The sequence below is a fragment of the Aquabacterium sp. A3 genome, from assembly GCF_038069945.1.
GTDB lineage: Bacteria > Pseudomonadota > Gammaproteobacteria > Burkholderiales > Burkholderiaceae_C > Aquabacterium.
In genome coordinates this window covers 2,087,157-2,100,005 of record NZ_JBBPEV010000001.1, presented here as the reverse complement: position 1 = coordinate 2,100,005, position 12,849 = coordinate 2,087,157, and the positions used below count along the sequence as shown (strand labels likewise).

The following is a 12,849-nucleotide window of genomic DNA, read 5'->3' as shown; positions in this document are numbered from 1 at the left end:
TCAGCCCAGGCCCTCCAGCGCAAACACACTGCCCCGGCCCGGCGCACTGCGCACGGTGATGTGCGCGCCCAGGTAACCGGCCTGCGCACGCACGATGGCCAGGCCCAGGCCATGGCTGTCACCACCGGCATGGCGGTCGTCAAAGCTGCGGTAAGCCTCGAACAGCTGGGGCAGGCGCTCCGGTGCGATGCCCTGCCCGTTGTCGCGCACCTCGATGCGCAAGCCGGTGCGCCGCCGTCGCACCGCCACCAGCACGCGCGTGGCCTGCGCATGCTTGAGGGCGTTGCCCAGCAGGTTCTGCACGATGGAGTCCAGCATGCGCACATCGGTGGTGAGGTGCAGGGCTGGCCCGGTGCGCACGGCCAGCTCGATGCCGCGCGCCTGGGCGTCGGGGCCGGCCAGCTCGACCATGCGGTGCAGTTGCTCGGTCAGATCCAGCTCGCCGAGGTGCACGGGGGCCGCGCCCGACTCCAGCCGTGACAGCTCCAGCAGCCTGCTGATCTGGCTGTGGATGGCGCCGGCCGCCGCGTCGATCTTGCGCACCGTGTCGCGCAGGCGCGCTTCGCCCATGGCCTGCAGGTCGCTGCGGTGCAGAAAACCGGTGTACAGGCTGATGGCGCGCACCGGCTGCTTGAGGTCGTGGCTGACGCCCGCCAGGAACAGGCCTTTGATGCGTGCGGCGTTTTCGGCCTCGGCCTTGCGCTGGGTGAGGTCACCGATGAGCCGCTGGTTTTCAAAGCGCAGGCGGATGGTTTCGCGGTGCACGCGGTGGGTGGCGTGGGCATAGTTGGCCATGGCGCCCAGGTACACCACCGCCATGCCGGCCAGCGTGAACTGCTCGGCGCCACCAACCCGCAGCATCAGCACGATGTAGGACGCCAGCATGGGCAGCACGAAGGTGTAGAAAGCCGGCAGGTGGATGGACAGCGGCGTGACCGACACGCCCACCAGACCCGCCACGATGGAGCCCACCACCAGTTGAGTGAGTGGCTGGGCAGGATCAAGGTAGAGCCAGGCGAAGGCGCCCCAGGTGAGGCCAGAGGCCAGCGACGACCAGGTGTAGACGGTCAGGATCAGTCCGTGGCGCTGGTGGGTTTCGAGCCGTGGGCGCGTGTGCCACATGAAGGCCTCGCGCGCCAGGTTGGCCACCGCGCTGAAGCCAAGCCAGGCCGCGATCAGGCCATTGGCCACGCGACCATGCATCAACCAGGCGCACACCAGGGTGAGCAGGATCACCGGCGCCAGCGGAAAGTGCAGGTCGAACGCGAAGTAGCGGCCAAAGGCCTGGCGCTCGTAGGTGGCCAGATCAGGTGGTGGGGCGGAATCGCTGGGGACAGACATGGTGGCTTCTTCGATAATGGGCACTATGCCACCCTTGAACGTGCTGATCGCCGAAGACCATGCCTTGCTGGCCGATGCCTTGCAGATGCTCTTGAGCACGCAGCCCGACATGCGTTGCCTGGGCGCGGTGCACGATGGCGAGCAGGCGCTGGCGCAGACGCTGGCCCTGCAGCCCGATGTGCTGCTGCTGGACCTGGGTTTGCCCCGGCTGGACGGGCTGGCGGTGATGGGGGCGCTGCGGCACGCCGGCTCTGCCACGCGGGTGCTGGTGGTGACGGCGCGGCTGGATGCGGCTTCGGTGCGCGCGGCCCTGAGCCTGGGCGCCACGGGGTACCTGCCCAAGGACGAAGACAGCGGCGAGTTGCTGCTGGCCTTGCGGCGTGTGGCCCAGGGGCGGCGCTACATCAGCGCGCACATCGCCGAGCTGTTCACACCGGACGGTGTGGCCGCGCCCGCCGCATCCGAGGCCCCGGCGCTGACGCCCAGCGAGCAGGTGGTGCTGCGCCTGGTGGGCGAGGGGCTGACCAGCCGTGAAATTGGCGAGCAACTGGCGGTGGCCGAGGCCACCGTGCGCAAGCACCGCGAAAACATCCGACGCAAGCTGGGGCTGCGCAACAGCGCCGAGATGGCGGCCTATGCCATCCGGGTGCAGGCCCCGGGAGCACCGGCGACCTGACTCATGGCGCGGGCTCGCGGACGAGCTGCCCCGTGAAGCCCAACCAGCCCTTGGCGTTGCCCAAGCCGTTGAACGCAGGATGGGGCGTCAGGCCACCGATGGCGGTGCGGCGATCGGCCCCCAAGGGCAGGCTCAAGGCATCGATGAGCGGGCCTGTGAGCGGGATGGCGCGCTCGGGCACCACGTAGGGCAGGGGGATGAGGGCGTCCAGCCCGCCGGGCGCGGTGGCCTGGCCGGTTTGCGACATCAACGCCAGGTTGAGCAGCTTGCGCAAGACGTCGGCCTGGTGATGAGGCGCGATAGGCTCATCCGCCCCCAGCGGCAGCAAGGGCCTGAAGCCCAGGGCCCGTTGCAAGGCCGTCCATTGCGTGGTCAAGGCCGCCTGCTGCGCCGGGCTGGCCAGTGCCGGCAGCACGGTGGTGTCGGCAAAACCTTCGCGCGCCAGCACCTCCACCCCGAACACCAGCTTGCAGTGGGTGGACCACTGCATGAAGTTGCTCAGGCAACGGGTGCGGGGCAAGCGAATCTCGATGCCATGCGGCAAGGCACTGGCCACTTCGGCAGACGCCAGCTCGACACCGGCCACGGCCGACAGCCGATACTGCACACGCGAGCCGGCATCCTGGCGCAGGTCGATGTCCAGCAGCACCGGGCCCAACTCCAGGGCCAGCAGGTCGCTCAGGTCGCCACGAGGCACCAGCCGGGGCGCGCGCTCGAAGCGCAGGCTGACCCGGCCACGGGGCATGTGCGCCAAGGCCGAGAAGGGCGTGGTGCGCTGGTGCTGACCCGCCAGCATGGCCGCAAACTCGGGGGCCGACAGGTCGATGTTCAACACGCCGGAGGCCGTCAGGCCGGCCAGCCAGGCATTCAGGGTGTCCACATGCACCAGCAAGCCCACGTTGGGCTGCGGCGCACGCGCGCCAACCACCGGGTTGGGCAACAGGTCTTCGCGGCGGGGCCAGGGCAGGTTCTCGTCATCGAAGGTGGCCCGGGCGTACGTGGGTGACATGGTCAATTGGCGCAGGTCGGCCGGCAAAGGCGCACCGCCCAGCACCAGGCGGCTGAAATGGCCGCCCAGGTCCAGCTCGAACAGCGACGAGCGGTAGTCCAGCGCCACCGGCTCATCGCCAAAGAGCGACGGCAAGGTGAGGCTGCGCTGCAGGCGGCCCTCTTCAGTCAGGGGCAGGCCCACCCAGGTCTTGCCCTGCAAGACCATGCTGCTCAGGGGTGCCGACGGCCGGCAGTGACGACCCGGTGTGCTGCAGTTGAACAGCGTGCGGCCCAGGTTGGCCTTGGCGGTCTGCACCAGGATGTGCCCCCTGACGACGTCCCTCACGGCCGATTCCAGCGCGCTGGACACCTGTGCCGTGACCTGCACCGAGCGGTCCACGCGTGCGTCGTCCCAGTTCAAGGCCAGCAAGGTTTCGCCGGTGACGGGATCCCGCAGGGCATCGACCACGCTGGCGATGCGCAGGTTCACCGCCGCCGAGACGCCCACCCGGCCATTCTTGGCAAACGGGCAGGTGAAAGGCAGGCGGGCATTGCCCCAGCCCCGCGTCACGCAGCGCAGGTTGACGTTCAGCGTCAGGTCGGCGGCCAGCTCGGCCCCCATGGTGGGGCCCCGCGTCAGCTCCAGCCTCAGATCCTGTGCCTTGAGCTGGCCGCGCACCTCCAGCAGCGCACCCGAGGACACGCCACGGGGCAGGCCACGGAGCTCTGCCAGCGGCACGTCCAGGTTGAGCCCCACGGGCGGCATGAACTGGCTGCGGGTCTGCGCGGGCAGCGCCTTGAAGCTGGCTTCCAGCGACGCCGGCACAAACACGCTGGGGTGCGCATCCTCCAGAACATCATTGCTGATGAAGGCCACGGCGCCCTTGCGGGCGCGCTGCGTCTGCACGTTGTCGAGCGCGCTCAGGGATTCGCGGGTGGCCATGAACGTCAGCGTCTGCCGCAGGGTGTGCGGCCCGTCTTTCACCTGCACGCCCACGATCTGCAGCCCTTCAGAGAACGGCAGGTCGGCATGGAACACGGCCTGGTCTGCCGTGGCGCTGGACAGCGTGGCCGGCACACTGCCCTGCTGGTTGCTGAACACCACCTGCACGCTGGCCGGTTGATCATCCTGGATGCGAACCCTGACCGGGTAGGTGCGGGCCACCGGGTTTTGACGATCACGGGTGCGCGCGTCAAACACCCCGAACTGCACTTGAGGGCTCCAGAAGGTGTCGATCAGGGGACGGCGGTTGGCGTCAACCTTCAAACTCAGCGGCTTGTCGATGACCTGGCCCGCGCCACTGGAGAGGCGCACACAGGCGTGGTAGGTGCCTGGCACCTTGAAGACATGGGCCTGACGCACGCCCTGCTCGGGCGTCCAGGGCTGGGCAGGCTGGGCCGTCATGGTGGCGGCAGGCAGCAAGGCCTGCGGACGCTCGCACGGCGCGGCCTGGGTGGACCAGCTCACCGACGACACCACCACGGGCAAGGCCTGCGTGCGGTCGGGCGTGAACGCCTGCACCTGCAGGTCCACCGGCTCGGACACGCCCACCGACGAGCTCACCTCGCCTTGCGCAGACGACATGTGCACCACCACGTCATTGGCCCCGTACGAAGGCACCTGGGCCACGACGGTGGTGACACGGGGGCTCAAATCTGGCCGCGACACGGTGCTGTCGCAGGTGAAGGTGTGCACCCCCGGGTCGACAAAGCGAACGCTGTAAGGCTGCCACGGCGACGCGCCCCCCGTGGAGGCCGTGCCGCGCGTCTGACGCAGGAAAAAAGTGGCCCCCGGAAACGAGGCTTGCCGCTGTGCCGCCGACAGCACCTGCTGATCGGCCATGCGCACCACCAGGCACCGGATCTGCGTGGGCCGTCCGACGTCGGTGCGATACGCCCCGAAGGCGTCTGTCTTGACGGGGTTGTCGACCATGGGCATCACCCAATGGGTGGCCTGGCCATGGGACGGCCCATGGGCCAGCAGGGCGCCACTGAGACACAGCGACGAGGTCAACCACCCTCGGCGGGCACGGTGCATGACAAGCTCCTTGGATTTGATCAAAAGCAATTTTGCGTGATGAAAATCCAGGGGCGCTCGCCCATTCGCGGGGTGGGGTGGTGCCCGCCTTCTACGCTCAAGTGCGTAGAGGACGACCCGCACTACGCCGGCGGGTGAATGGTCAAGCGCCTTGCCGGTTTCTACGATCGGGCAGCCTTTTTTCTTTGAGCCTGCCCCATGCGCCCCATCCACCCCCTGTCTCGCCTGTTGTGCCTGTTGCCCGCCGCCATGTTGTACCTGGCACTGGGTGCGCTGCTGCTGACCTTGTCGGCCTGCGGCGGCGGAGGGTCGTCCAGCGCGCCGGGCGCCACGGTGGTGGCGCAAGGCATCGTCGTGGACGACCAGGGCGTGCCCTTGACCGATGCGCAGGTGCAGGTGGTGTCTGACAGCCGCGTGCCGGGCACCGACACCCAGACCACGACCAACGGCGATGGCCACTTTTTGCTGACCCTGGACGCCGCCACGCCCGCCGTGTTGCGCTTCAGCAAGGCGGGCCACGCCAGCAGCGTGCGGGCCGTGGACGCCGCCAGCCAGAACGAGGCGGTGGCCCCACGGGTGATCTTGCTGCCCGTGGCCGCCACGCAAAGCTTTGACACCACCGAGGCACAGGTGCTGCGCGTGCCAGGCAGCACCGCCCGGGTGGAGCTGGCCGCGGCCAGCCTGCGGCGCGACGATGGCCAGCCCATCAACGGGGCGGTGACCGTGGCCCTGACCCCGGTGGACCCCAGCGCCGACCCCCTGCGCATGCCCGGCCTGATGGTGGACGCCGACAGCGGCACGCCCATCGAATCGCTGGGCGCGTTGGGCATCGAGTTCACCGACGCCAGCGGCGCGCAACTGAACCTGGCCAGCGGCCAGACGGCGGTGATCCGCATCCCGGCCACACCGGCCCCGGGCGCCACCCTGCCGGCCAGCTTTCCGCTGTACCACCTCAACGAGACCACCGGCCTGTGGGAGCGCGAAGGCACGGCCACCCTGCACACCGACCCGGTGAGCGGCGACGCGTACTACGAGGCCACGGTCAGCCACTTCAGCTGGTGGAACGCCGACCAGGAGATCACCCGCAGCACCATCAACCTGGGCGTCACCGACCTGGGCGGCGCCTGCACGATCGCCCCGGGCCTGCGCGTGGTGGCGGTGGGGCGCGACTACAACGGCGCGAGCTGGGCCGCCGGCAGCGACGTGGCCGCCCGCGCCAACTCGCAGGTGCAGGTGCGCCTGGTGGACACCGTGGGGCTGGTGCTGGACGCCCTGGACGTGAGCACCGGTGCGGCAGGCACCACCGTGCTGTTGCCGCGCTGCCTGAGCGAGCCGGCCACCGTGCGCATCAGCGGCCTGGTGACGGTGAACAGCGGCTCGCTGCAGAACGTGCGCGTGCAGATCAGTGGTGCGCAGGTGCAGACCATGACCGTGGCGCCCGACACCGACGGCCGCTATGCGGTGACCACGTATGCGGGACGCGGCAGCGTGACCGCCCGCCTGGTGTCGCTGTTCGACCGCGGCAGCCCGGACACCAGCGTGAGCGGTGTGGTGGGCAATGTGGACACGGTGCTGCCCGACCTCACGCTCAACGACACGCGCTTCGCGCTGAGCGGCTGCGTGGACGGCTGGGGCACCTACCGCCAGACGAGCGCCCAGGTGGCCTTGTTCAAGGGCAGCGAGCCCATCGACGTCCCGCAGACGGTGAGCGCTGGCGCGCCCGACTTCAGCTTCAGCCAGGCGCCTTTGAACAGCACGCTGACCCTGGTGCTGACACCGGCAGACGCCACCCTGGCCGAGCGCCGCACCACGCTGGTGGTGGGCAACAGTGGTGTGAACCCGAGCAGTTGCCTGAGCTTGCCGCAAGGCCCCGTGGCCAGCGTGAACACCACCGGCACGGGCCTGAGCCGCAGCTTTGACGCCAGCGCCTCCAGCGCGCCCGAAGGCACGATCACCAGCGCGGCCTGGCGCTTTGGCGATGGCGCCACGGCCACGGGCCTGAACACCAACCACAGCTACGCCAGCGCGGGCAGCTACAGCGTCACCCTCACGCTGACCGATGACCTGGGCCAGCAAACCAGCACCGCCATCGCCGTGGTGGCCACCAACGGCAGCGTGACGCCCACGCTGGCGCGCCGTCAGATCGACTCGGGCCAACTGCACACCTGCTGGCTGGACGGCAGCGGCGGCGTGCGGTGTGAAGGCTACGACGGCTATGGCCAGCTGGGCGGTGGCGAGCTGTACAGCACCCCGCAGCCGGTGCAGGTGCAAGGGCTGTCCGGCCCGGCGGTGGAGGTGGCCGCCGCGGGTGATTTCTCGTGCGCCTTGAGCGACGCGGGGGCCGTGCAGTGCTGGGGCAACAACGGCGATGGCACCTTGGGCAACGGTGGCAGCCCCAACTACAGCGCCAGCCCGGTGACCGTGAGTGGCCTGGGCAGCGGCGTGGTGGCCATCGCGGCAGGCCACAACCACGCCTGCGCACTGACCAGCGCTGGCGGGGTGGTGTGCTGGGGCCGCAATGACTTCGGCACGCTGGGCGATGGCAGCAACAACCACAGCAGCACGCCCGTGGCCGTGAGCGGCCTGAGCAGCGGCGTGGTGGCCATCAGCGCCGGTGGCTCGGGCACCTGCGCCGTCACGCAAGGGGCGGGCGTGTTGTGTTGGGGCGTTGGCTATGGCACCGGCGGCGGCAGCACCAACGTGCCCGTGGTGCTGAGCGGCCTGAGCGATGCGCTGGCATCCATCAGCCTGGGCCAAGACCACGGTTGCGCCGTGACCACCGAAGGCGCCGTGCTGTGCTGGGGCCAGAATTCACGTGGCCAACTGGGCGATGGCAGCAACACCGCCAGCGCCACCCCGGTGGCCGTGACGGGCGCTAGCAGCGGTTTCGTGGCGGTGAGCGCCCAGGCCGACTTCACTTGTGCGCTCACCAGCACGGGCCAGACCCACTGCTGGGGTCGCAACAGCCAGGGCCAACTGGGCAACGGCAGCACCAGCGACAGCAACGTGCCGGTGCTGGCCACCGAACAAAGCGGCACGGCCCTGGACGTGGGCGTGCGCGAGTTTGCCGGCTGCGTGCTGCGCGATGACCGCAGCCTGCAGTGCTGGGGATGGCTGGACACCTACGTGCCGGGGGGCTGAGCCCACCGCTTCATCGGCCCGGGATCCAGCTGGTGCCCGCCAGCGGCACCTGGGCCATGGCGGCGGCCTCGACCGTCAGGGCCACCAGGTCTTCGGGCTCCAGGTGGTGCACGTTCTGCTTGCCGCAGGCGCGGGCCAAGGTGGTCAGCTCCATGGTCAGGGTCTTGAGGTAGTTCTTGAGGTGCTTGGCGCCCACTTCAGGCTCCAGGCGCTTTTCCAGCACGGCGTCTTGCGTGGTCACGCCCACGGGGCACTTGCCGGTGTGGCAGTGGTGGCAAAAGCCCGGCGCCGTGCCCAGGGCGGCGTAGTCGGCCTCGGCGCTGTGCAGCTCGCCGCCTTGTTGGTAGGTGTCGCGGTTGCAGCCCAAGGCCATCAGCACGCCTTGACCAATGGCCACGGCGTCCGCCCCCAGGGCCAAGGCCTTGGCCACGTCGGCGCCGGTGCGGATGCCGCCTGAGACGATCAGCTGAACCGTGTCCTTCATGTCGAGGTCTTCCAGCGCGGCCACGGCCTGGCGCACGGCAGCCAGCGTGGGGATGCCCACGTGCTCGATGAAGCAGGTCTGCGTGGCCGCGGTGCCGCCTTGCATGCCGTCCACCACCACCACGTCGGCACCGGCGTGCACGGCCAGCTTGACGTCGTTGTACACGCGCGTGGCGCCCACCTTCACGTAGATGGGCTTTTCCCAGTCGGTCAGCTCGCGCAGCTCCTGGATCTTGATGGCCAGGTCATCCGGCCCCGTCCAATCCGGGTGGCGGCAGGCCGAGCGTTGGTCCACGCCTTCAGGCAGGGTGCGCATCTTGGCCACGCGGGGGTTCACCTTCTGGCCCAACAGCATGCCGCCGCCGCCGGGCTTGGCGCCCTGACCCAGCACCACCTCGATGGCGTCGGCCTTGCGCACGTCGTCGGGGTTGAAGCCGTAGCGCGAGGGCAGGCATTGGTACACCAGCGTCTTCGACGATTGGCGCTCTTCGGGGGTCATGCCCCCGTCGCCCGTGGTGGTGGACGTGCCGGTTGCCGTGGCGGCCAGGCCCAGCGCCTCTTTCACGTTGGCCGACAGGGCGCCAAAGCTCATGCCGGCGATGGTGATGGGGGTGTCCAGCACGATGGGTTTCTTGGCGAAGCGCGTGCCCAGCACGGTCTTGGTGCTGCACTTTTCGCGGTAGCCCTCCAGCGGGTAGCGCGACAGCGAGGCGCCTAGAAAAACGAGGTCGTCAAAGTGCGGCAGCTTGCGCTTGGCACCCAGGCCACGGATCTCGTAGAGGCCGGTGTTGGAGGCGCGGTGGATGTAGTCCAGCGTGCTGCGGTCGAAACTGGCGGATTCTTCGCGTTGCAGGCGCTTGAAGGTGAGAGGGTGTTCGGTCGTCATGTTCATTGCTCCGTTTGGCGACGCTCGGCTGGTGGCACCACAAGGCCTGATCCAGCACACACCGCGGGTCCGGCTTGGCCGGTCCGCTGGTGTGGCCCCCTTGAGGGGGCGCGCGCAGCGCGTAGGGGGTGGTCCATCAATACTCTTGTTCAGCGTCAGCGTTCCAGTGGTAAAGACTGCGGGCCGAAGCCACGCGCTTGAAGTCACGTGGCTGGTGGCCCAGTCCGGCAGCAGCCAGCAGCTCGGTCAGCGCGGTGATGTCGGCATCGCCCAGCGGCTCGATCTGCGCATCGGCGCCCAGGCTCTTGATGTCGCCCTTCACGTAGATCACGGCTTCGTACAGCGAGTCGCCCAGGGCATCGCCGGCGTTGCCGCAGATCACCATGCGGCCGGCCTGGGCCATGAAGCCCGAGAAGCTGCCCACGGAGCCACCCACCACGATGTCACCGCCTTTGAGCGAGATGCCGCAGCGCAGGCCCGCGTCGCCATCGATGATCAGCAGGCCACCGTGGGCCGAGGCCCCGGCGCTGTTCGAGGCAAAGCCCTTCACGTGCACGCGGCCGCTCATCATGTTCTCGGCCACGCCGGTGCTGGCGCTGCCGTGGATGGTGACGTCGGCCAGCTTGTTCATGCCGGCGGCGTAGTAGCCCGCATGGCCGTCGATGGTGACCTTGACGGCGGCGTTCAAACCCACGGCGATGTTGTGGGCGCCATCGGGGTTGAGCACGGTGATGTGCTGGCCGGTCAGCTCACTGGCGGGGCCGTGCAGGTACTGGTTGAGCGGGCGCACGCCGCCTTGGCTCACATCAAAGCTCAAGCCTTCCATACGTACATCTCCTCAGGGGCAGGTTCGAACACGGTGGCGTGTTTCACATCGGGCAGGTGGGCCAGCGAGCGGAACTCGGAGGCGATGGCCACGTAGTCGTCGGTCTCGGCCACCACGGCCGGTTTGCAGGCAAAGGGGTCGCGGATCAGGGCCAGCTCGGTGCTGGTGCCCATCAAGAAGGTGTAGAAGCCGTCCAGCGCCTCGAAGCCCTTTTGCAGCGCGGCGTGCAGGGTGTCGCCTTCGCGCAGGCGCCATTCCAGAAAGCGGCAGGCGGCCTCGGTGTCGTTGTCGGTTTCGAACTGGATGCCGCGCGGCTCCAGCATGCGGCGCACGCCATTGGGGTTCGACAGCGACCCGTTGTGCACCAGGCAGAAGTCTTCACCGGCGGTGAAGGGGTGGGCGCGGTCGGGTGTGACGGCGCTCTCGGTGGCCATGCGCGTGTGGCCCACCAGGTGGCTGCCTTGCAGCTGGCCAAATTGGTAGCGCGCGGCCACCTCGGCGGGCCTGCCGATGTCCTTGTACAGCTCGATGCTGCGGCCGGCCGACAGCAGGTGCAGCTTCGGGCCATGGGACTTGACGAAGGCCTTCACGGCGTCAATCTGCGAGGGGGCCTCACCTTCAAAGGTGATGACGGCGTGGTTGGCCTTGATGCTGGCGCGGGCCTGCACCTTCAGCTCGGTGTTGAGCGCATCGAGCAGGCCCTGCCAGTGGTAGCCCGCGCCCTCATCGGTCAGGCCCGAGTACACGCTGATCTTGCGCTGGCCCGCAGGCAGCGGCTCGGTGAACACGGCCAGGCCGGCGGAGTCCGGGCCCCGCTCGGTCATGCCGATCAGCATGGGCACCATGAGTTCGCCGAGCTGGCTGCGCAGCGCGGGCTTTTTGAGGAGCAATCCAACGATTCCACACATGATGGTTGTGATCCTTCTTCAGAAAAATTCGAGGTACTGCTTGACTTCCCAGTCCGACACGTGGCGCTGGTACTCGATCCATTCCATGCGCTTGAGGGTGAGGAACTCGTCGGCCACCGGGCCCAGGGCCGACTTGATCAGCTCGTCGGCGTCCAGCGCGTCCAGCGCGGCGCCCAGGTTTTGCGGCAGCAGGCCGATGCCGGCGTCCTTCAACTGCGCGGCGCTCCAGTCGTAGAGGTTGACGTTGCGTGGTGCACCCGGGTCCAACTGGCGGTCGATGCCGTCGAGGCCCGCGGCGATCACGGCGGCCGTGGCCAGGTAGGGGTTGCACGAGCCATCGGGCAGGCGCAGCTCCAGCCGGCCCTTGGGGATGCGCACCATGGTCGAACGGTTGTTGTCGCCGTAAGAGATGTAGGCCGGGGCCCAGGTGGCGCCCGTGAGCGAGCGGCCCACCACCAAGCGCTTGTACGAGTTCACCGTGGGCGCGCACAAGGCGGTCAGCGCCGGGGCATGGGCCAGCAGGCCGCCCAGGAAGTGATACGCCATGGGCGAGAGCTCCAGGCCCTGCGGGTCGGCCGGGTCGGCAAACAGGTTGCGCTGGCCATCGCCGATGGACAGGTGCATGTGCATGCCATTGCCCGGGCGGTTGGCAAAGGGCTTGGGCATGAAGGAGCACACCAGGCCCATCTCGTTGGCGATCTCGGCGGCCGCCATCTTGAAGAACACGAAGTGGTCACACGAGGTGAGGCAGTCGGTGTAGGTGTAGTTCAGCTCGAACTGGCCGTTGGCGTCTTCGTGGTCGATCTGATAAACATCCAGGCCGCTGGCGCGCATCGCGTTGGACAACTTCTCCAGGTACGCACGGGTGCGCGAGAGGCCTTTGTAGTCGTAGCAGGGCTTGGCCAGCGTGTCGCTGGCATCGCAGGGCTCGATGCCGCCGTCTGCCGACCGCTTGAGCAGCGAGAACTCGGGCTCCAGGCCGGTGTACAGGGTCAGGCCGCGTTCGGCCAGGCGGGCCGTCTGGGTCTTGAGCACCACGCGGCTGTCGTAGGCCCAAGGCTCGCCGTTCACATGGCCTTCGCACACGATGCGGGCCAGGCCCGGCTGCCAGGGCACCAGTTGCACGGTGCTCAGGTCGCCCCGGGCCATGAAGTCGGGGCCGTGGGGCTCGATGCCCACGCCACAGATGGCAAAGCCCGCAAAGCCCGCGCCCTCGCTCAGCACGGTGCCCAGGTGGGCCACGGGCACCGACTTGGCCTTGGCCACGCCGTGGATGTCCACAAACTGGGCCAGCACGTACGACACGCCCTGGGCGCGCAGGTACTGCTGGGCGGCGTCCAGGGTGTCGAAGCGCGCCGGGGCGATCAGCTCACCCGGCGGGGCTTCGGGGGGCAGGGACAGGGCAGCGTTCACGGTGGGGCTCCTTTGTGTCGCGGTTTGGTGTGGCTCGGTGTTTCCTGTCATGCAACTAGTGTGCCTATCAGGAAACACCAAAATGAGGCGCCACGCTGGCCCAAGGCCTGCACATACACTCATCGCCAAGGCATGCTGAAGAGGAGT

Annotated in this window: 8 protein-coding genes; 2 read left to right on the top strand and 6 right to left on the bottom strand. The window is 68.7% G+C overall.

Annotated features, from left to right (window positions below):
- Positions 1-1,341 (bottom strand): sensor histidine kinase, encoded by a 1,341-nt coding sequence (locus WNB94_RS09110; RefSeq protein ID WP_341389859.1) that lies wholly within the window; start codon positions 1,339-1,341, stop codon positions 1-3.
- Between the two features lie 16 nt (positions 1,342-1,357).
- On the opposite strand from WNB94_RS09110, the gene WNB94_RS09105 reads away from it, so the two are divergent.
- Positions 1,358-2,017 carry a response regulator gene (locus WNB94_RS09105; protein WP_341389857.1) on the top strand — a complete coding sequence of 220 codons (660 nt, stop codon included), beginning with the start codon at positions 1,358-1,360 and terminating at the stop codon, positions 2,015-2,017.
- A 1-nt stretch (position 2,018) separates the two neighbouring features.
- On the opposite strand, the gene WNB94_RS09100 is transcribed toward WNB94_RS09105, so the two are convergent.
- Entirely contained in the window at positions 2,019-5,045 is a 3,027-nt protein-coding gene (locus WNB94_RS09100) for a hypothetical protein (protein ID WP_341389855.1), read from the bottom strand.
- Positions 5,046-5,243: 198 nt separating this feature from the next.
- Between WNB94_RS09100 and WNB94_RS09095 the strand changes: the two genes are divergently transcribed.
- Positions 5,244-8,186, top strand: a complete 2,943-nt coding sequence (locus WNB94_RS09095; RefSeq protein WP_341389854.1) for an RCC1 domain-containing protein — start codon at positions 5,244-5,246, stop codon at positions 8,184-8,186.
- Between the two features lie 10 nt (positions 8,187-8,196).
- On the opposite strand, the gene WNB94_RS09090 is transcribed toward WNB94_RS09095, so the two are convergent.
- The 4 genes from WNB94_RS09090 to glnT all read right to left on the bottom strand — a co-directional run bounded on the left by WNB94_RS09090 (position 8,197) and on the right by glnT (position 12,702).
- Entirely contained in the window at positions 8,197-9,555 is a 1,359-nt protein-coding gene (locus WNB94_RS09090; RefSeq protein WP_341389853.1) for an FMN-binding glutamate synthase family protein, read from the bottom strand.
- A gap of 136 nt (positions 9,556-9,691) precedes the next feature.
- Positions 9,692-10,381 carry a GltB/FmdC/FwdC-like GXGXG domain-containing protein gene (locus WNB94_RS09085; RefSeq protein WP_341389851.1) on the bottom strand — a complete coding sequence of 230 codons (690 nt, stop codon included), beginning with the start codon at positions 10,379-10,381 and terminating at the stop codon, positions 9,692-9,694.
- Positions 10,369-11,289, bottom strand: a complete 921-nt coding sequence (locus WNB94_RS09080) for a class II glutamine amidotransferase domain-containing protein (RefSeq protein WP_341389850.1) — start codon at positions 11,287-11,289, stop codon at positions 10,369-10,371. The genes WNB94_RS09085 and WNB94_RS09080 overlap by 13 nt, the downstream gene beginning before the upstream one ends.
- A gap of 18 nt (positions 11,290-11,307) precedes the next feature.
- A complete protein-coding gene (glnT, locus tag WNB94_RS09075) occupies positions 11,308-12,702 on the bottom strand; it encodes a type III glutamate--ammonia ligase (RefSeq protein WP_445819035.1) in 1,395 nt (464 codons plus the stop codon).
- Positions 12,703-12,849 lie beyond the last annotated feature (147 nt).

Bases quoted from the DNA above. Each gene is read 5' to 3' on its own strand.
- WNB94_RS09110 (WP_341389859.1), bottom strand. From the start codon at position 1,341: ATGTCTGTCCCCAGCGATTCCGCCCCACCACCTGATCTGGCCACCTAC.
- WNB94_RS09105 (WP_341389857.1), top strand. From the start codon at position 1,358: ATGGGCACTATGCCACCCTTGAACGTGCTGATCGCCGAAGACCATGCC.
- WNB94_RS09100 (WP_341389855.1), bottom strand. From the start codon at position 5,045: ATGCACCGTGCCCGCCGAGGGTGGTTGACCTCGTCGCTGTGTCTCAGT.
- WNB94_RS09095 (WP_341389854.1), top strand. From the start codon at position 5,244: ATGCGCCCCATCCACCCCCTGTCTCGCCTGTTGTGCCTGTTGCCCGCC.
- WNB94_RS09090 (WP_341389853.1), bottom strand. From the start codon at position 9,555: ATGACGACCGAACACCCTCTCACCTTCAAGCGCCTGCAACGCGAAGAA.
- WNB94_RS09085 (WP_341389851.1), bottom strand. From the start codon at position 10,381: ATGGAAGGCTTGAGCTTTGATGTGAGCCAAGGCGGCGTGCGCCCGCTC.
- WNB94_RS09080 (WP_341389850.1), bottom strand. From the start codon at position 11,289: ATGTGTGGAATCGTTGGATTGCTCCTCAAAAAGCCCGCGCTGCGCAGC.